Here is a 17530-nt window from a genome sequence, read left to right as displayed (position 1 = left end):
ATGACCTCAGCGAGAAGGCGGACGGCCGTGCTGCTGTCCGCCGTCATCCTGGCCACGGCCGGTGCCGTGGCCGCCGTCAGTGCCGCGCAGGCCGCTCCCGGCTGCCGCGTCACCTATACCGTGTCGAGCCAGTGGACCGGCGGCTTCGGCGCCAACGTCAGCCTCACCAACCTCGGCGACCCGGTCGGCTCCTGGCAGGTGGGCTGGTCGTTCGGCGCCGGGCAGCGCGTCACCCAGCTGTGGAACGGCACGTTCACCCAGTCCGGCGCGCAGGTGACCGTCGGCAACGCCGCCTACAACGGGGCGCTGGCCACCGGCGCGAGCACCGCGTTCGGCTTCAACGGCAGCTGGTCCGGCAGCAACCCGGTCCCCACCGTGTTCACCATGAACGGCGTCACCTGCACCGGCTCCGTCACGCCGTCCTCCGCCGCCCCGTCGTCACCGGCACCGGCCGACACCCAGCCGCCGACGGTGCCCGGCAGCCCTCGCACCAGCAACCTGACCTGCAACTCGGTCACCTTCGCCTGGAACGCGTCCACGGACAACGTCGGCGTGGCGTTCTACGACGTCTACCACGACGGGCAGCAGATGACGTCCGTCAGCGGCAGCACGCTGTCGGCGAACCTGACCGTCGTGCCGGGCGCGACCTGGGGCCTCTACGTCAACGCCCGCGACGCGGCCGGGAACGTGTCGCAGGCCAGCAGCACGGTGACCATCACCCCGCCGCAGTGCCAGGTCGACACGACGCCGCCCACCGCCCCGGCACAGCTGACCGGCGCGGCCACGGGCACCACCGTCACGCTGCAGTGGACCGCCGCGACCGACAACGTGGGGGTACGCGCCTACGACGTGTACCGCAACGGCACGGCCGTCGGCACGGTCAGCGGCAACCCGCCCGCGACCACGTTCATCGACAGCGGCCTGGCGGCGAGCACCACGTACCAGTACCACGTGATCGCACGCGACGCGGCGGGCAACACCTCGCCGAGCAGCAACACCGCGACCGTCACCACCACCGGCGGCTGCACCGTCTGCACGGTCACCCAGGTCACCACCGACAACGACATCCCGTGGGGCCTGGCCACGCTGCCCGACGGGTCGATCCTCTACTCCCGCCGCGACGCCCACGACGTCATCCGGCTCAACCCCACGACGGGCGCGAAGACCACGCTCGGCACGATCCCCAACGCGCAGAGCACCGACGGCGAGGGCGGGCTGCTCGGCATCGCGGTCGCGCCCGACTTCGCGAGCAACCCGTGGCTGTACGTCATGCACACCTCCCCCACCGACAACCGCATCGTGCGGCTGCGCGTGGTGAACGACCGGCTCGACACCGCGAGCCTCGCGGTGCTGGTCAGCGGCATCGGGCGGAACAAGTACCACGACGGCGGGCGGCTGCGGTTCGGCCCCGACGGCAAGCTCTACGCCGCCACGGGCGACGCGCAGAACGGCAACTGGGCGCAGGATCGCACGCGTCTGGAAGGCAAGATCCTGCGGCTGAACCCGGACGGGAGCGTCCCGGCCGACAACCCGTTCGGCAACCTGGTCTGGAGTTACGGCCACCGCAACCCGCAGGGCCTGGCCTTCGACGCCCAGGGCCGCCTGTGGGAGCAGGAGTTCGGCAACTCGGTGATGGACGAGACGAACCTGATCGAGCGGGGCGGCAACTACGGCTGGCCCGCCTGCGAGGGCACCACGGGCACCTGCGGCACGGCCGGGTTCATCGCGCCCAAGCGCACCTACCCGACCTCCGAGGGCTCGTGCAGCGGCATCGCGATCGTGCGGGACGCGCTGTACGTCGCCTGCCTGCGCGGCACCCGCCTGTACCGGGGTGTGATCAGCGGGACGAGCCTGACGAACGTGCAGTCGTACTTCGTCGGCACGTACGGGCGGCTGCGCACCGTCGAGCCGTCACCGAGCGGCGGCCTCTGGCTGACCACGTCGAACACCGGCGACAAGGACAGCGTGCCGAACAACAGCAACGAGCGCATCCTGCACGTCGCGCTCGGCTGATCCGGACGATCGGGACGCCTCCGCGCTGCCGCAGCGGCGTGGCGGGCGTCCCGGTCACCGGCCGGGCCGGTCGGCGGCCACGGCGGCGAGCACGGCCGGGTCCTGGCAGCCGCGGGCGAAGCCCTGGATGCGGCGGCGGATGTCGCGGCCGAGCAGCCATACCCCGATCCGGTCCGCGAGCGGCCTGATCAGCGCGGGCCTGGTCCGGAAGTGGTAGCGCCAGGTGGCGACGGCGTGGCCTGGCTCGGGCGCCGGGGCGAAGCGCCAGCCGCCCGCCATCATCTCGAAGAACCACGGGCCGCGGACCATCTTCATGCCCACGTTCGTCGGCGGGGCGTAGGAGACGTACTCGCTGACCATGGACAGCCCGTGCCGGGACCGGGTGAACGTGCGCACCCCCTTGCCGGGCCGGGTCGCGCCGTCGAGCAGCTGCTGGCGGCGTACGAACGGGTCCCAGCGGTAGCGGATCTCGCCGGTGGTCTGCGACACGGCGAACGCGACCTCCGGCGGGACGGGCACGACGGCGACGGCCTCCACGACGGGCATCGGCCCATCCTGCCCTACCGGCGCACCCCGAACAGCAGCGCGAGCAGCACCGGGAACTCCAGGTACGCGTGGTAGCTGGCGAACGCCTGGTAGAGCGTGCGGCCCTGGCCGTAGTCGGCCAGGAACAGCACCCCGAGCACCAGCGCGGCACCCGCGCCCAGCGCCCACGGCCGCCAGCCGGACAGCCACGGCACCCGCTGCTCGAACGCCGCCGCCGCGTCCGGCGCGTAGCGGGGCAGGAACCCGAGCCACACCACGTAGTGCATCGCCTGCAGGAACGCGAACACGGCCAGGAAACGCAGCCCGGCGGCCAGGCCCGGTGGGGTGACCGGCGCGGACAGCGACTCCGGGGTCCCCGCGAACGCGACCACGGCCGCCGAGCCGTCGGCCAGCAGCGGGTCGAACACCCCGGCCAGCAGCAGCGCGGGCACGACCAGCACCCAGCCGAGCTGCGCGGCGCGGAACACGGCCCGCTCGCGGCCCGGCAGCCGCCGCGACCACTCCCAGAGGAAGAACAGCGGCACCACGTTGTGCAGATGGGCCAAAACCACGAAGTGGTACGCCGGCCAGCTCAGCGACACCGCGGCCGCGACCGCCAGCCCGGCCAGCGCCGGGGCGAGCCAGCGCCGGGGCAGCGCGTGCCACAGCCCGGCGGCCAGCACGCCGTAGCAGAGCACGATCTCCGGCACCCGCAGCGCCAGCAGGCGGCAGCCCACGATCGCGGTGACCAGGGCCAGCGCGGTCCACAGCAGCCGCCCGGTCAGCACGTGCGCGAACCGCCCGGCCACGTAGCGCAGCTCCAGGACGTTGTGCAGCACCCCGAACGCGATCAGCCCGAGCACCGTCGTGGCCAGCGGGGCCCGCAGGGCGGCGGCGAGCGCGGCAGCCGCGCAGGCGGCGAACCCGAGCGCGAGCAGGGCCGCGCGCGGCGGCGCGGGGGTGCGCGGGGTGGGCAGGGTCGCTACGGTCATGCGGTGTTCCCCTATCCGGCCGCGCTCGCGCTGACGCTGGCCGTCGAGATCCCGGTGTACGCCGTCGCGCTGCATAGCGGCTGGCTCGTGCGCCCGCGTACGGCGCTGTGGTGCGCGCTGGGCGTGAACCTGGTGACCCATCCGCTGCTGTGGTGGCTGCTCGGGCCGTGGACGGGGCGGTCGGCGTACCCGCTGATCATGCTCTTCGCGGAGGTCGCCGTGTGCGCGGCCGAGGCGGCGCTGCTGGCCTGGTGGCTGCGGCGGCGCGACCCGCTGCTGGCCGTGCTCGCAGTGCTGGCGAACGCGGCCTCGGTCACCGCGGGGCTCATTTACGCGAGCGCTTGACCAGCACGACGACCAGGACGATCGCGGCCACCACGGCGATCACGCAGACGCACAGCAGCGCGGCGCCCAGTCCCAGCGTCTCCGGCGGCGGGGCGGCGTCGGCGAGAATTCTCGGCATCGGTCCAGTATCCCGATCTTCGCCGGTGCGTCCCTCGGCCGAACGGCCGTCCATATCGGCCGTCCGCCGCGCACGGCGCCCGCACCGCGGGGCGATCCTGTGATGTCATGAACCATGAGCGACGGGTGGCGCGAGACGCACCTCGACGAGACCGGCTGGCTGGCCGAGCTGTGCCCGGAGGGCGAGTGGACCGGCTACGACCCCGGGCCCCGGCCGGACGCGGCGTGGATCCTGCACGCGATGTACGAGTGGGAGTCCGGCCCCACCGAGACCACCCACCAGCAGGTCCGCGAGAGCCTGCTCGACGCGGACCTGGTCGAGCCGGAACTGCTGGGCGGGATCAACCTCGACGAGTGGGGCGTGGTCGACACCGGCGGCGCGCTGGGCCGGTCCCAGCACCCGGGGCCGGGCTGGCGGCGGCTGCGCTGGGCGGAACTGGCCGCGCGCACGGACGAGCCCATGGTGACGCCCGGCACCAAGCCGAGTTTCCGCAGCCTGCCCGGGTCGCATCCGGACGCGAGCTGGCCCGCCAGCATCGAGCCGCCCGGCGAGGGGTCGCTGGACCGGGAGGGCTGGGTGCGGCTGCTGGAGCTGCTGGTGGCCTGGTCGGGTCCGGACACTCCGGTGCTGGCGTACATCGCCCCCGGGGCGGCCGTCGACCAGCGCGGGCACGTGCTCGCGGGAGTGCTGGGGCACGCGGCCGAGCTGTACGACCACGAGCTGGGCAGCGGCTCGCCCGCGAATCTGTGGCCGGTGGACCGGTCGTGGGTGACCTGGTCCGACTGGGACCTGTGGGGCACGAAGATCAGCGGACCGGCCGGGCTCGTCGAGCGGGTGCTCGCCGACCCGGAACTGGAGGCGCTGCGCCTGCCCTGGGCTTGATCACGCGGCTCAGCGCGCCTGCGCCGGGTCGCGGTCGACCCACATCTGCTGGATCTGCTCCAGAGTGCGCCCGCGGGTCTCCGGCAGCCGCCGCCACACGAACACGTAGGTGATCGCGCAGACCACGGCGAACAGCACGAACGTGGCCGACTGCCCGATCGCGTCGACCAGGGTGAGGAAGAACCGTGTCACCAGCCAGGCGGCGCCCCAGTTGGCGGCCGTGGCGATCGCGACGCCCCGGCCGCGCACCGCGGCGGGATAGATCTCGTTGATCACGGTCCACACCACGGGCCCGAGCGAGAACGCGAAGCTGGCGATGAACACGACCATGGCGACCAGCAGGATGACCCCGGCGTCGCTGGGGCTGTGGCTCGGCGGCGCGGTGGCGGTGGTGGGCTGCTCCAGGTAGCGGAAGCAGGCCGCCATCACCAGCAGCGCGAGGCCCATGCCGATCAGGCCGGCGAACAGCAGCGGCCGGCGGCCGAGCCGGTCCACGAACGCGATCGCGATGAACGTCGCGACCACGTTGACCACGCCGATGGACCAGGTCGTGGCGGCCGTCTGCTGGGCGGGGGTGCTGAAGCCCGCCGCGGCGAAGATCTTGTCCGAGTAGTAGATGACCGCGTTCACCCCGGTCAGCTGCTGGAACACGGCGAGTCCGATGCCGACGACCAGCGGCGCCCGCCACCTCGCCGCGAACACCTCCCGCCACGTCGCCTGCGACTCGCCGAGGCTGGCGGCGATGCCGTCGAGGTCCGCCTGCACATCCTCGCCCGGCCGGACCTTGCGCAGCGCGCCCGCGGCGTCGTCGCGCCGGCCCGCCTTGAGATACCACGTCGCCGAGTCGGGCAGCGGGAACATGGCCAGCACCAGCAGGATGGACGGCAGCACGGACAGCCCCAGCATGAGCCGCCACTGGCTGCCCGAGGACAGCACCTGGTCGACGATGTCGGCGATGAGGATGCCGAAGGTGATGGCGAGCTGGTACATCGACACGAAGCGGCCGCGCAGCCGCGCCGGGGCCATCTCCGCCGCGTAGAGCGGCGCCGCCATCGACGCGACGCCCACCCCGAAGCCGACCACGAGCCTGCCGACGATCATGACGCCGGTGTTCGGGGCCAGCGCCTCCACCAGGGCCCCGATGGTGAACAGGATCGCCGCCCAGATGATGCTCCAGCGGCGGCCGAGCCGCTCCGTCATCGAGCCCGCGACCAGCGCGCCGACCAGCGCGCCCAGCGTCACCCAGCTCGTGATGATCTCGACGACGAGCGTGCTGGGGTGGAACGTGTCCTCGATGCCGTGCAGCGCGCCGCCGATGACGCCCTGGTCGTAGCCGAACAGCAGACCGGCGAGCATCACCACGGCGCCGACGAAGAACAGCCACGGCGACCTGCGCCGGGACGGGGTGATCGTGGTCAAGCCGCACCACCCGGACGCTGCTCGACCACCTCGATGGCACCGGCCGGGCAGTTGTACGCCGCCTCCCGCACCGCCCCGTGCAGCCGCTCCGGCGGCTCCGGCTGGCGCAGCACGACCAGCCCCTCGGCGTCGTCCTGGTCGAACACCTCGGGCGCGGTGCGCACGCAGTTGCCCGACCCGCAGCACGCGTCGCGGTCCACGACGACCCGCAGCCCGTCGGTCACCAGGTCACCGGCAGCCGCTGCACGCCGAACACCACCGCGTCGCGGTACTCGACGTCGGCCGGGTCCACGGCCAGCGCCAGCGCCGGCAGCCGGGTGAACAGCTCCCCGAGCGCGATCCGCAGCTCGGCCCGCGCCAGCGGCTGCCCGATGCACTGGTGGATGCCGAACCCGAACGCCATGTGCTGGTGCGAGCCCCGGTGCAGGTCGAACTCCTCCCCCTCCCGGAACACGTCGGAGTCCCGGTTGGCCGCCGACAGCAGCGCGATCACCCCGTCCCCGGCCTTCAGGGCATGGCCGCCGACCACGGTGTCGTTGACCGCGACGCGGGTCAGCCCGGTGCGCACGATGGTCAGGTAACGCAGCAGCTCCTCGACGGTGTCGTCCACCAGCTCGGGCCGCTCGCGCAGCTGCCGCAGCTGGTCGGGGTGCTGGAGCAGCACCATCGTGCTCAGCCCGAGCATGTTCGAGGTCGTCTCGTGCCCGGCGATGAGCAGCAGCGTGGACAGCCCGACCAGCTCGTCGACGGTCAGCTCACCGGTGGCGAGCCGCTCGGTCGCGAGCCGGCTGATGAGGTCGTCGCCGGGTTCGCGCATCCGCTTGTCGACCAGCCCGGCGAGGTATGCCCGCAGGTCCTCGATCGCGGCGCGGGCCTGCTCGGGCGGCGTCTTCCAGGCCAGCAGCGTGCGGCTGCACTCCTGGAAGTAGTCGTGGTCGGCGTACGGCACGCCGAGCAGGTGGCAGATGACCATCGACGGCACGGGCAGCGCGAAGTGCTCGACGAGGTCGGCCGGTTGCCCGGCGGCCCGCAGCCGTTCGATGGCGTCGACGACGGTCTGCCGGATCAGCGGCTCCAGCGGCCGCATATTCTTGATCATGAACTCGGGCGTGAGCAGCCGCCGGAACTTCGTGTGCTCGGGCGGGTCCATCCGGATCAGCGAACCGTCCGGGCGCGGCATGTCCTCGGCCAGCGGGCGGATCAGCGGGAAGCCCGGCCGGGTGAAGTCGCTGGAGAAGTCGGGGCTGCGCAGCAGCTCGCGGATGTGGTCGTGCCGGGTGAACAGGAACGCCAGCTGGCCGGTGGGCAGCCGCACCTGCCCGACGCCGTCGCCGTTCTCGGCGAAGTGCGGCAGCAGCGGATCGAGCCCGTCGTTGCCGAACGGGTAGGACGGGACGTTCGTCTCCAGCATGCCGGTCATCACAGACCCCCTAGGCGCGACTCCTTCCCAAATTACAAGGCTTTGTCGGATATCGCCGGGTTCTGCCGGACAGGGCTCAGGGGACCACGACCACGGGCCAGCGGCCCTGCTTGACGAGGCGGGTGGCGACGGAGCCGATGATGCGGTGGCCGGCCTGGGCCGAAGCGCCGACCACGAGCATGTCGGCCTTGAGCTGGTCGGCGGTGTCGCGCAGCTCGGTGTACGGGTCACCGCGCCGGACGATGAACGTGATCGGCACGCCCATCTCCTCGGCGCCCTGCTTCGCCGCCGCGCGCAGCACCTCGGCCAGCTCGTCGTTGGTGTCGGCGGCGGCCGCCGCGGCCTGGCCGTAGAGCGCGCCGACCAGGCTCGTGGTCGTCCCCACGAACACCACGGCCAGGCGGCTGCGCTGGCGGCGGGCCAGGCCGGCCGCGTACGAGGCCGCGCGCTCGGAGGTGGGGCTGCCGTCCACGCCCACCATGATCAGCCGGGGGCCGTCGGTGCCGCGCTCGAACTCGCAGCGCGCCGCGGCCGGGCCGTAGTGCTCGACCCCGGCGCGCTGCTGCGGAATGTCCACGGGTACGCCTCCGCCTTCGGTGACCGTCAGTTCCCGGCCGCGGCGGGCTCGCCCGTCAGGGTGGCGAACGCCGTGGCGGGCGAGTGGGCCAGGACGGTACCCGACGCGTGCAGCACCAGGGTGACCGGTGCCTTCGCCACGACGGTCACCGGAGCGTCCGAGACCACGGTCATGGTGTCGGCCGCGATCGCCGTCTTGGACCGGGCGACCTCCGCGTAGATCAGCGCCGCGGGAGTGACCTCGGCGCGGGACGCCTTCGCGGGAGCGTCGTCGACGTCCGGCGAGGCCGCAAGAGAGCCGGCGGCCGGGGTCAGGGAGATCGCGTCCGCGAGGGCCTGCGCCGGCACGGCGCCGTCGGCGAGGACGGGCAGCGGCGCGGGCACCTCTTCCGATGCGGCGGCGTCGGCAGCCGCATCGCCCGGCAGATCTTGTGCAGTTCGTGCTGCTCCAGCAGCACCAAGTGCACAAGATTCACTCACCGCGGCGACGGGCGTCGCCCCTGCCGCGGCCACCGGCGCGGTGAGCGCCGCAGCGACTCCCACCGGCGCGATCATCGCACCGCCAGCGCCCACCGGCACCGCACGGCCGGGCAGGTCGGCAGGCGCAGGCCCGGCCGGCGCGCCGGAAGCCGCCGGGACGGGCGGCACCACGCCCACCGCGCCCGTCAGGGCGGACAGACCCGTGGGGGCACCCGCCGGAGCGGGCGACACCGGAGCGGCGGCGGGCGCGGCCTCGAAGCTGGAGCGCAGGGTGATCTTCGGGAGCAGGATCGACGCGATGACGCCGACCACGCCGATGGCGGCGGAGATGAGGAAGATGTGCCCGGTGGCGTCGCCGTACGCCTCGCGCACGATCTGCTGCGCGACCGGCAGGAGGGCGTTGAGGTTCAGCGAGCCGCCGCCGCTGCCGCCCGAGACGGGCAGCCCGGCCGCGGCCAGGTGCTCGACGATGAGCGTCTGGACCCGGTTGGCCAGCACCGCGCCGAGCACCGACACGCCGATCGTGCCGCCGAGGGAGCGGAAGAAGGTCACCGAGCCGGTGGCCGCGCCGAGGTCCTTCATGGCGGCGGTGTTCTGCACGGCGAGCACCAGGTTCTGCATGGTCATGCCGACGCCGACGCCGACCAGCAGCATGCCCGCGCCGATGGCGGTGAGCGGCGTGGCGTGGTCGATGAAGGAGAGCCCGAGGAAGCCTGCGACCAGCACGATCGTGCCGGTGACGATGTACGGCTTGATCTGGCCGGACTTGCTCACCATCCGGCCGGAGACGGTCGAGGAGATCAGCACGCCGAGCATCATCGGCATGGTGAGCAGGCCCGCCTCGGTGGGGCTGTAGCCGCGGCCGATCTGGAAGTACTGGCCGAGGAACACCGAGCCGCCGAACATGGCCATGCCGACCGCGAGGCTGGCGAGGATGGCCAGCGCGGGGATGCGCTGCTTGATCACGTTCAGCGGCACCACCGGGTGCTCGGCGCGGCGCTCGACCAGCACGGCCAGGCCGAGCAGGGCCAGCGAGCCGCCGACCATCGCCGCGGTCTGCCAGGATGCCCAGCCGAACGAGTTGTCGACGAACGAGACCCAGATGAGCAGCGTGCTCACCCCGGCCGCGATGAGGATCGCGCCCAGGTAGTCGATCTTTCCCTTGACCCGCGCGGTGCGCGGCAGGTCGAGGGTGAACCAGAGCAGGCCGAAGGCGAGCAGCGCGATGGGCACGCCGACGAAGAAGCACCAGCGCCAGCCGAGCCAGGAGGTGTCCACGATGAGGCCGCCCAGCAGCGGCCCGGCCAGGGTCGCCACGGCCATGACGCCGCCCAGGTAGCCGTTGTACCGGCCGCGCTCGCGGGGCGGGATCATCGCCGCGATCACGATCTGGACCAGGGCCTGCAGGCCGCCCACGCCGATGCCCTGCACCGCCCGCGCGCCGATGATCTGCCCGGCGTTCTGCGCGAAGCCGCTGAGCAGCGAGCCCACCACGAAGATCGTGATCGCGGCGAGGACCAGCAGCTTCTTGTCGAACATGTCCGCCAGGCGGCCCCAGACCGGGGTGGTGGCGGTCGCCGCGAGCAGGGTGGCGGTGACGACCCAGGTGTACTGCGTCTGCGTGCCGTTCAGCTCGCCGAGGATGCGCGGCAGCGCGGTCGACACGATGGTCGAGCTGATCATGGCCACGAACAGCACGAGCAGGAGGCCGCTGAGGGACTCCAGGATCTCGCGGTGGCCCATGCGGGCGTGGCGGGGGGCGTGGGGGGTGGCGCTCATGCCGACCAGCATGACACTGATTTTGCGCAGTGTGCAAAGTTGCCCATTGGGCAATGCGTCACATCGCCGGTATCGTCTCCTGCTCGTGGAAGCGACGACGACGCTGCGCGAGCGCAAGAAGGAAGCCACCCGGCAGGCGCTGCACGAGGCGACCCTGCGGCTGGCCCTGGAACGCGGCCTGGACGCGGTGACCGTCGACGCCGTGGCCGACGAGGCGGGCGTGTCGCGGCGCACGTTCTCCAACTACTTCGCCAACAAGGAGGACGCCCTCCTGCACGGCGACCGGGTCCGGGTGACCCGCCTGCTGGAGCGCCTGCGCGCCCGCCCCCTCACCGAGCCGCCATGGCAGGCGCTGACCGAGGCGACCGCCGCGCACCACGCCGCCATCGGCGAGGTCGACCCGAACTGGCTGGCCCAGGTCCGGCTGCTGCGCCGCCACCCGGCGCTGCTCGCCCAGCAGACCGCCGCGCAGAACGCGCTGGAGCTGGAGCTGGCGGCCGAGATCGCCGCCCGCGATCCCGGCCATCGCGACGAGCCGATGCGCTCCCGGGTCATGGCCGCGGTGTTCCTGGTGACCATGCGCACGGCCACCGGCCTGTGGGCCGAGCAGCCCGGCGGCGCCTCGCTCGGCGAGGCCGTCCGCGCCGGGCTGGACCGCGCCGCCGAGCGCTTCGCCTAGGCGGCCGGGCCGCGCTGTGGGCAACATTACGAGCCACTCGACAACGATCACCGGGCCGGTATGGTCACAGAACGTGAGCCAGCCCCCGCCGGCCGAGGACCTCCTCGACACCCCCCGTGGCACGGACGACGAGCCCCCCGCGGCCCGCGCCCGGCCGGGCTGGCAGCGCTGGCTGCGGCGGCTGCTCCCGGTCGCGGTGATCCTGCTGGCCCTGCTCACCATCCGCGACCGCGTGCCCGGCCCGGACGAGATCTGGCCCGTGCTCACCGGCGGTGACCTGACCTGGCTGGGCATCGCACTGGCCGCCGAGTGGGTGTCGCTGTCGATGTTCGCCCGCCAGCAGGTGCGGCTCCTGCGCGGCGTCGGCACCGCCGTGTCGCTGCGCAGCGCGCTGGCCGTGACCTACAGCCGCTCGGCCATCGCCAGCAGCCTGCCCGCGGGCTCGGCCCTGTCGGCCGCGTTCGGCTACCAGTCCTACCGGCGCTGGGGCGCCGACCGCGATTCCGCCACGGCCGTCGTGCTGCTGTCCAACCTGTCCACGTTCGCCGCGCTGGCCCTGCTCTACCTGGCCGGCTTCCTGATCGTGCTGCTGTCCTCCCCCGCCACGGCCGCGCAGACGCACCCGGCCGCCGCGGCGCTCACCCTGGCGACCGCCACCTCGATCGCGGCGCTGGCGGTCCGGCGGCGGATCCGGCACCGCACCGGCGCCACGCGTACCAGCGGGAACTGCGCCGCGAGGGCCGCCGACCGCACCCGTGCGCTGGCGGACGGCGACCGGCCGGTCACCCGGCTGCGGCACCGGCTCGCCCGGCTCGGCGAGCAGCTGGCCAACGTGGTCGCGGTCTCCACCACCATCCCGGCCCGCGACCGCCTCGGCGCGCTCGGCTACGCCGCCGCGAACTGGGCCGCCGACCTGGCCTGCCTGGCCGCCGTGGCGCAGGCGTTCCAGCTGCCGCTCGACCTGCTCCAGCTCGGCACGATCTACGTCGTGGTCCAGCTGGTCCGCCAGATCCCGATCAGCCCCGGCGGCCTCGGCGTCATCGAGGCGAGCCTGCTCACCGCGCTGACCACGGCAGGCGCGGACGAGGTGACGGCCACCGCCGTCGTCATCGGATACCGGCTGCTGTCCTGCTGGCTGATCATCCCGGTCGGCCTGACCACGTGGGCCTTCCTGCGCCGCGCCACCCCCGCCCCACTCGCGGCCACCTGAAAGGAAGGGCACCTTCTTAACGGACGTCCGTTAAGAAGGCGCCCTTCCTTTCGTCGGTGGCGGCGCGCCAGGCCCAGCGGCCCAGGGCGAGCACGGTCAGCACCTCGAAGACGGCCAGGCCGCGCTCGACCGCGCCCAGCGGGATGGCCCGCCACCAGGCGACGCCGGTGTACGGCTGGAGCAGGAACGCGCCGATGATCACGCCGAACATGGCCAGGGCCGCGAGCGCGGGCAGCGCGGTCAGCCACACGTCGGCGCGGCGGCGGGCGTCACGGCGCCAGGCGAGCACGACCAGCAGCGCGCCGACCGGCAGGCTCAGGAACGCGACCAGGCTGGCGACGCGGTGCAGGTGCCCGTCCAGCGACGGGCCGACCGCCCAGTCGTGCTTCGGGAAGTAGACGACCGCGGCCAGGCCCAGCGACCACAGCAGCAGGCCGAGGCCCGCGACGGAGGCGATGCGGAGCTGGCCCGCGTACGCGAGCGCGGCCGACACCGCCAGCGACCCGAGCGCCAGCACGAGCACCCCGAGGTTGAACACCCAGGCGGTCTCGTGCAGGGCGTACTCGCTGATGGTGCGCCGGACCGGGCTGATCTCGGCGGTCGGCGGCAGCACGTGCAGCGCGCCGACGGCCAGGATGCCGAGCAGGACGGCCGCGGTTCCGGCGGCGGCGAGCGGTCGGGCGAGCGCGGTGGACGGCATGGCTCGATCATCCCACCGGCCGCGGGCTCACCTGAGCGGGTCGTGGCCCCAGTTCATCAGCGAGTAGCGCCACGGTGTGCCGGTGACGTCGCCGCCGGGACGCTGCGCGAGGTGCCGGTGCACGTAGCCGACGACCTTGCGCATGTGGGCCAGGTCCGCGCCGGACAGCTCCGCCTTGCGGGTACGCAGCAGTGTCACGATCCGCCGCCCCGAGGCGTGCCCGGTGGACTCGCCGCCGCCGGACTTCTGCCCGACCGCCCGCGACTCGTCGGTGTCCAGCCACTTCTCCAGCTCGGACGCGGTCATGTTCACCGCGTCACCGAACTCCCGGTATGTCTGGTCCCGTTCCTCATCGCTCACGGCGCAGCGCCTCCGGCTTGTGCACCGCGTCGCGGCCGGACTTGTCGCTCGTGACGCGGTACTGCGGGTCGTCGGCCGAGGCGGCGACGGTGCGGCCGGCCTCCTCGGTGCGTTCGGTGATCTTCTCCTCGACCTCGCCGTGCACGGTCTGCCCGTGGCTGCGCCAGGTCACCTTCTCACCCTTGCGGAACGCCTTCTTACCCATGACCCGGGTGAGTATCCAACCCGGGACCTGCGCAAACGTCCGGATGTCGGGGCTGGTCGACACCATTGCCTACTGTCGTGCCCACCGTGTCCGAAGGAGATCGCCTTGCACCTGTCCGCGCACCTGGATGTCGATGTCATCGCCGTCGAGACCGACGACCAGCTGTCGGTGCTCATCGAACTCACCGCCCCGCCCGCACCCGCGTCCGGTGGGCCGCGGCCGCCGTCCACCTTGCAGGTGGTGCTCGACCGCAGCGGCTCCATGCACGGCGACCGCATCGAGGGCGCCAAGACCGCGCTGCTCGGCCTGATCGACCGGCTGGACCCGGCGGACCACTTCGGGCTGGTCGCGTTCAACAACCAGGTCGAGGTGACCGTCCCGGCCGGACCGCTGAAGGACAAGGCCGCGGTCAAGCGGGCGATCGCCGACCTGCACGCGCGCGGCGGCACCGACCTGTCCGCCGGATACCTGCGCGGCCTGCAGGAGGCCAGGCGGGTGGCGGGCGCGGGCGGGGCGACCGTGCTGCTGGTCTCCGACGGGCACGCCAACGCCGGAGTCACCGACCCGGAGCAGCTCGGCGGCGTCGCCGCGAAGGCGTACGCGGAGCGCGTCACGTCCTCGACGCTGGGCTTCGGCCTCGGCTACGACGAGCGGCTGCTCGCGGCGATCGCGCGCGGCGGCAACGGCAACGAGCTGTTCGCCGAGGAGGCCGACACCGCCGGGGCGCTCATCGCGGGCGAGGTCGGCGGGCTGCTCGCGCAGACCGCGCAGGCCGCCTCACTGCTGATCAAGGTCGCGCCGCAGGTGCGCGGGGTGCAGGTGATCAACGACCTGCCGGTCACCACCACCGGCGACGCGGTGCTGGCCGAGCTGGGCAGCTTCTACGCCGAGGAGACCCGCAAGATCCTGCTGACCTTCGACATCCCGGCGATCCCCGCGCTCGGCCTGGCCGAGGTCGCCACCTGCGAGTTCACCTGGGTCGAGCTGCCGGGCCTCACCCAGCACACGGTGACCGTGCCGCTGCACGTGAACGTGGTGCCCGGCGACCAGGCGGCCGGCCGCATCACCGACCCGGCGGTCCGCACCGAGCTGATGTACCTGCGGGTCCAGCAGGCCAAGCGGCGGGCCTCCCGGCACCTGAGCGCGAACGAGCCCGGCGCGGCGCTCGCCGAGATCCGCCACGCGCGCGACAGCGTGCTGGACGCGATGGAGGCCGCCCCGGTCCACCTGCAGGCCGACCTCGCCGAGGAGGTCTCCTCGCTGACCTACCTGGCCGAGCAGACCGAGCAGGGCAGCATCGCGCGCGCCGCGAAGTACTCGTCGGCGGACGCGTCGTACAAGTCCCGCAGCCGGGGCCGGGCGCTGCCGCCGAGCGACGAGCGCCGGTGACCGGGGCGGGCCGGGTCTCCCGTGGGAGCCCGGCCCGCGGCCCGTCCGGTCAGGTGGTCAGCGGCTGCGCGCTGAGCCTGGCCAGCAGCTGCTGCGCCTGCTCGGCGTACTGCGCGCTGACGCTGATGCCGTACTCGCTCGCCTGCAGCGACCGCGCGGCCGTGAAGTCGCGCTTGCCCCGGGTCATCGCGTGCGCGATCGCGCCGAAGATGGCACCCCAGATCGCGCCGATCAGCACCGCGGTCAGGATCATGGTCAGCCAGGCCCGCGGCACGAAGATCGCGAACAGCAGGCCGATGAACAGGCCGAACCAGGCCCCGGCGCCGATGCCGTAGAGCGTGGCCTTGCCCGTCGTCATGCGGCCCAGCACCTGCTCGACCATGCGCAGGTTGGTGCCGACGATCGCGCTGTGCTCGACCGGGAAGTTGTTGTCCGACAGGAAGTCCATCGCCCGCTGCGCGTCGGCGTACTCCGGGTACGTCGCGACGGTCACCATCGCGCGGGTCGGGTCCACCGGCTGGATGGGGACACCCTGTCCCCGATCCCCTGGTGTGGTCATGCCGCCCCCTTGCTCGTCACGGATGTTCGCCCCGATCATCGCGCGATCGTCCCCGCGACGTGCCGATTCGCCGGAAAGCGCCCGGTACGCCGTCACGGACGCTGCCGCAGGACCTCGTCGAGCCAGTCGAAGACCCGCTGGTCGAAGCGCGACCGGTTCCAGCCTTCGCAGTGCCCCTGCGCGCCCTCCGCCGCGGTGAACCGGACGAGCGTCTTCGGGCAGGTCAGCGCGTCATAGAGCGACTGCGCGCCGCCGGCCAGCGGATCGCCCTCGGCCGCTGTCAGCAGCGTCGGGCAGGCGATCCGGTCCGCGACGTCCGACAGGCGGTAGCGGCGGCCCAGGTCCACGACGAGAGCGCCGAGCGTCGGCAGGCCGTGCACCCACAGGCCGCGCTGCTGGAGCTTCCAGCGGGTCATCGGGTCCTGCACGGCCTCCTGCAGCAGCGGCTCCAGCTCCGCCGGGTCCACGTCCGGGAACCTGTCCCGCAGCGGCTCCGGCAGCATCCTGCTGACCGTGCCGGCGGTGTCCCACATGCCGGGGTCGGCGACCAGCGCGGCCACCCGCGGCTCGCCGCTCACCCCGCGCGGGGCCAGGTAGCCGCCCAGGCTCCAGCCCATCACCGCGAGCCGGTCGCCGTCGACCCCCGGCCGGGCCAGCGCGAAGTCCACGATCGGGCGCAGCACCTCCGCCCAGTCCGGCCGCAGCCGCAGCTGCTGCTCGATCAGCGCCCCGCCCTGCCCGGGGCCGTCGACAAGCAGGCAGTGGTATCCGCGCCGCAGCGCCGGGATCGTGTGCGACCAGTACATCTCGTGCACGCTGGAGTCGTAGCCGTTGACCGCGATCAGGGTCGGGCGCACCCGGTCGGTGTCGTCGACCCGGCAGAAGTAGCCGGGCAGGGACGTGTGCTCGTACGGCACCCGCACCGGCTGCACCGGCCGGCTCGCCAGCGCGGCGAACCTGTCGAACGCCTCCTGCTCGCGCGCGAACGCGACGGTCAGCCGGGCATCCACCGGCTCGCCGAACAGCGGCGTGAACGAGGCCCGGAAGTACGTGGACGCGCGCAGGTACGCCTCCCGCGCGCTCACCCGGTGCCCGGCCGCCCGGCTCTGCTCGGCCCAGCCGAACACCTGCTCGGCGTACCCGCTCCAGGCCCGGTGCCAGCCGTCGACGTCACCCGGTCCGATCTGCGCGGCGATCGCGGCGACCTCGCCGTACTCGGCCCCGCCGCGGGTCGCCGTCATCAGCGCCCGCTCGGCGAACGTCTGGAACAGCGGATCGTCGAACAGCTGCCGCATGGCGCCACCCCCGCCTCCACCCCAGCACAGCGAGCAGCGGCGCGTGCCCGAATCGGGCGAGCGCGGTCAGCCCGCGGGCGGCAGGGCCGCGTCGATCTCCGTCACGCCCGGGACGCGGTACACCTCGCCCACGGCGCTGAGCGGCAGCGGCGCGTACACGTGCGGGAAGCTCGCGCCCCGGCTCGCCGACTCCTCCCAGCGCAGCCACGGCGCCACCGCGTCAGTGTCCACGGCCGCCACGACCAGCTCCGGCTCGGCCGCGAACACCCGCCGCGCGGTCTCGGCCACCTGGTCGCGGGTGGACAGGTGGACGAACCCGTCGCGCAGATCGTGCGCCGACCCGGCGAACTCGCCCTTTGCCTGGAACTCCGCCCACTCGGACGGCAGCAGGATCTTGTAAATCACCACCGGCCCACTATCTCAGGCCCGCTCCCCCGCCACCGCCCACCCTCGCCACGCGCGCCACAACCCTCAAGATCGCCGTCTCGTGTCAAAAAGTCTGGTCTGACCACACTTTCTGACACGAGACGGCGATCATCGCAACCGACGCGTCACACCGCGGCGGTCAGTAGGTGACCTCCCCG

The 17530-nt window shown here is 73.1% G+C and carries 18 protein-coding genes and 2 pseudogenes; 6 read left to right on the top strand and 14 right to left on the bottom strand.

Annotation, left to right across the window (positions count from 1 at the left end):
• Positions 1 to 2013 carry a PQQ-dependent sugar dehydrogenase gene (locus tag Cba03nite_RS07290; protein ID WP_203743391.1) on the top strand — a complete coding sequence of 671 codons (2013 nt, stop codon included), beginning with the start codon at positions 1 to 3 and terminating at the stop codon, positions 2011 to 2013.
• A gap of 54 nt (positions 2014 to 2067) precedes the next feature.
• Here Cba03nite_RS07290 and Cba03nite_RS07285 read toward each other — a convergent pair whose 3' ends face one another.
• Together Cba03nite_RS07285 and Cba03nite_RS07280 are read right to left on the bottom strand one after the other, a co-directional pair.
• Complete coding sequence (locus Cba03nite_RS07285) at positions 2068 to 2559, bottom strand: SRPBCC family protein (protein WP_203743389.1); 492 nt, start codon at positions 2557 to 2559, stop codon at positions 2068 to 2070.
• A gap of 14 nt (positions 2560 to 2573) precedes the next feature.
• Positions 2574 to 3530, bottom strand: coding sequence for a hypothetical protein (locus tag Cba03nite_RS07280; protein WP_239125537.1), 957 nt, complete (start codon positions 3528 to 3530; stop codon positions 2574 to 2576).
• A gap of 3 nt (positions 3531 to 3533) precedes the next feature.
• Between Cba03nite_RS07280 and Cba03nite_RS07275 the strand changes: the two genes are divergently transcribed.
• Positions 3534 to 3875, top strand: coding sequence for a hypothetical protein (locus tag Cba03nite_RS07275; RefSeq protein ID WP_203743387.1), 342 nt, complete (start codon positions 3534 to 3536; stop codon positions 3873 to 3875).
• On the opposite strand, the gene Cba03nite_RS07270 is transcribed toward Cba03nite_RS07275, so the two are convergent.
• A complete protein-coding gene (locus Cba03nite_RS07270; RefSeq protein WP_203743385.1) occupies positions 3856 to 3993 on the bottom strand; it encodes a hypothetical protein in 138 nt (45 codons plus the stop codon). The genes Cba03nite_RS07275 and Cba03nite_RS07270 overlap by 20 nt on opposite strands.
• Before the next feature lie 114 nt (positions 3994 to 4107).
• On the opposite strand from Cba03nite_RS07270, the gene Cba03nite_RS07265 reads away from it, so the two are divergent.
• A complete protein-coding gene (locus tag Cba03nite_RS07265) occupies positions 4108 to 4875 on the top strand; it encodes a hypothetical protein (protein WP_203743383.1) in 768 nt (255 codons plus the stop codon).
• A gap of 9 nt (positions 4876 to 4884) precedes the next feature.
• Here Cba03nite_RS07265 and Cba03nite_RS07260 read toward each other — a convergent pair whose 3' ends face one another.
• The 5 genes and pseudogenes from Cba03nite_RS07260 to Cba03nite_RS07240 form a co-directional block, all read right to left on the bottom strand.
• Entirely contained in the window at positions 4885 to 6294 is a 1410-nt protein-coding gene (locus Cba03nite_RS07260; RefSeq protein WP_203743381.1) for a sugar porter family MFS transporter, read from the bottom strand.
• Positions 6291 to 6518 carry a ferredoxin gene (locus Cba03nite_RS07255; RefSeq protein WP_239125536.1) on the bottom strand — a complete coding sequence of 76 codons (228 nt, stop codon included), beginning with the start codon at positions 6516 to 6518 and terminating at the stop codon, positions 6291 to 6293. Before Cba03nite_RS07255 ends, Cba03nite_RS07260 begins: the two co-directional genes overlap by 4 nt.
• Entirely contained in the window at positions 6515 to 7714 is a 1200-nt protein-coding gene (locus tag Cba03nite_RS07250; protein ID WP_203743379.1) for a cytochrome P450, read from the bottom strand. The genes Cba03nite_RS07255 and Cba03nite_RS07250 overlap by 4 nt, the downstream gene beginning before the upstream one ends.
• 76 nt (positions 7715 to 7790) lie before the next feature.
• A complete protein-coding gene (locus tag Cba03nite_RS07245) occupies positions 7791 to 8291 on the bottom strand; it encodes a universal stress protein (RefSeq protein WP_239125535.1) in 501 nt (166 codons plus the stop codon).
• Positions 8292 to 8983: 692 nt separating this feature from the next.
• A pseudogene (locus Cba03nite_RS07240) lies at positions 8984 to 10549 on the bottom strand (MDR family MFS transporter); the annotation flags it as partial.
• Between the two features lie 85 nt (positions 10550 to 10634).
• Here Cba03nite_RS07240 and Cba03nite_RS07235 point away from each other — a divergent pair.
• Together Cba03nite_RS07235 and Cba03nite_RS07230 are read left to right on the top strand one after the other, a co-directional pair.
• Positions 10635 to 11228 (top strand): TetR/AcrR family transcriptional regulator, encoded by a 594-nt coding sequence (locus Cba03nite_RS07235; RefSeq protein ID WP_203743375.1) that lies wholly within the window; start codon positions 10635 to 10637, stop codon positions 11226 to 11228.
• 73 nt (positions 11229 to 11301) lie between these two features.
• Complete coding sequence (locus Cba03nite_RS07230) at positions 11302 to 12438, top strand: lysylphosphatidylglycerol synthase transmembrane domain-containing protein (RefSeq protein WP_203743373.1); 1137 nt, start codon at positions 11302 to 11304, stop codon at positions 12436 to 12438.
• 16 nt (positions 12439 to 12454) lie between these two features.
• On the opposite strand, the gene Cba03nite_RS07225 is transcribed toward Cba03nite_RS07230, so the two are convergent.
• From Cba03nite_RS07225 to Cba03nite_RS07215, 3 genes and pseudogenes are all read right to left on the bottom strand, one after another.
• The gene (locus Cba03nite_RS07225) at positions 12455 to 13138 is read right to left on the bottom strand and encodes a DUF998 domain-containing protein (RefSeq protein ID WP_203743371.1); all 684 of its coding nucleotides are present in this window, start codon (positions 13136 to 13138) and stop codon (positions 12455 to 12457) included.
• 30 nt (positions 13139 to 13168) lie between these two features.
• Positions 13169 to 13498, bottom strand: a pseudogene (locus Cba03nite_RS07220) (DUF3140 domain-containing protein); the annotation flags it as partial.
• Positions 13488 to 13703: a hypervirulence associated TUDOR domain-containing protein gene (locus Cba03nite_RS07215; RefSeq protein WP_203743369.1), complete on the bottom strand. Its 216-nt coding sequence runs from the start codon at positions 13701 to 13703 to the stop codon at positions 13488 to 13490. The pseudogene Cba03nite_RS07220 and the gene Cba03nite_RS07215, both read right to left, overlap by 11 nt.
• Before the next feature lie 105 nt (positions 13704 to 13808).
• On the opposite strand from Cba03nite_RS07215, the gene Cba03nite_RS07210 reads away from it, so the two are divergent.
• Positions 13809 to 15092 (top strand): vWA domain-containing protein, encoded by a 1284-nt coding sequence (locus Cba03nite_RS07210; RefSeq protein WP_203743366.1) that lies wholly within the window; start codon positions 13809 to 13811, stop codon positions 15090 to 15092.
• A 49-nt stretch (positions 15093 to 15141) separates the two neighbouring features.
• Here the strand turns inward: Cba03nite_RS07210 and Cba03nite_RS07205 are convergent, their stop codons facing one another.
• From Cba03nite_RS07205 to Cba03nite_RS07195, 3 genes are all read right to left on the bottom strand, one after another.
• Positions 15142 to 15651 carry a YflT domain-containing protein gene (locus Cba03nite_RS07205; protein ID WP_346112039.1) on the bottom strand — a complete coding sequence of 170 codons (510 nt, stop codon included), beginning with the start codon at positions 15649 to 15651 and terminating at the stop codon, positions 15142 to 15144.
• A 92-nt stretch (positions 15652 to 15743) separates the two neighbouring features.
• The gene (locus Cba03nite_RS07200; protein ID WP_203743364.1) at positions 15744 to 16946 is read right to left on the bottom strand and encodes an alpha/beta hydrolase family protein; all 1203 of its coding nucleotides are present in this window, start codon (positions 16944 to 16946) and stop codon (positions 15744 to 15746) included.
• Positions 16947 to 17012: 66 nt separating this feature from the next.
• Positions 17013 to 17354 carry a DUF952 domain-containing protein gene (locus Cba03nite_RS07195; protein WP_203743362.1) on the bottom strand — a complete coding sequence of 114 codons (342 nt, stop codon included), beginning with the start codon at positions 17352 to 17354 and terminating at the stop codon, positions 17013 to 17015.
• Positions 17355 to 17530 lie beyond the last annotated feature (176 nt).

Source organism: Catellatospora bangladeshensis, assembly GCF_016862575.1.
GTDB lineage: Bacteria > Actinomycetota > Actinomycetes > Mycobacteriales > Micromonosporaceae > Catellatospora > Catellatospora bangladeshensis.
This window is presented reverse-complemented; position numbering and strand designations above follow the sequence as displayed.

Excerpts from the sequence above, each read along its gene's own strand:
- Cba03nite_RS07265 (WP_203743383.1), top strand. The coding sequence starts at position 4,108 with ATGAGCGACGGGTGGCGCGAGACGCACCTCGACGAGACCGGCTGGCTG.
- Cba03nite_RS07205 (WP_346112039.1), bottom strand. The coding sequence starts at position 15,651 with ATGACCACACCAGGGGATCGGGGACAGGGTGTCCCCATCCAGCCGGTG.
- Cba03nite_RS07215 (WP_203743369.1), bottom strand. The coding sequence starts at position 13,703 with ATGGGTAAGAAGGCGTTCCGCAAGGGTGAGAAGGTGACCTGGCGCAGC.
- Cba03nite_RS07225 (WP_203743371.1), bottom strand. The coding sequence starts at position 13,138 with ATGCCGTCCACCGCGCTCGCCCGACCGCTCGCCGCCGCCGGAACCGCG.
- Cba03nite_RS07200 (WP_203743364.1), bottom strand. The coding sequence starts at position 16,946 with ATGCGGCAGCTGTTCGACGATCCGCTGTTCCAGACGTTCGCCGAGCGG.
- Cba03nite_RS07285 (WP_203743389.1), bottom strand. The coding sequence starts at position 2,559 with ATGCCCGTCGTGGAGGCCGTCGCCGTCGTGCCCGTCCCGCCGGAGGTC.
- Cba03nite_RS07270 (WP_203743385.1), bottom strand. The coding sequence starts at position 3,993 with ATGCCGAGAATTCTCGCCGACGCCGCCCCGCCGCCGGAGACGCTGGGA.
- Cba03nite_RS07290 (WP_203743391.1), top strand. The coding sequence starts at position 1 with ATGACCTCAGCGAGAAGGCGGACGGCCGTGCTGCTGTCCGCCGTCATC.
- Cba03nite_RS07280 (WP_239125537.1), bottom strand. The coding sequence starts at position 3,530 with ATGACCGTAGCGACCCTGCCCACCCCGCGCACCCCCGCGCCGCCGCGC.
- Cba03nite_RS07250 (WP_203743379.1), bottom strand. The coding sequence starts at position 7,714 with ATGACCGGCATGCTGGAGACGAACGTCCCGTCCTACCCGTTCGGCAAC.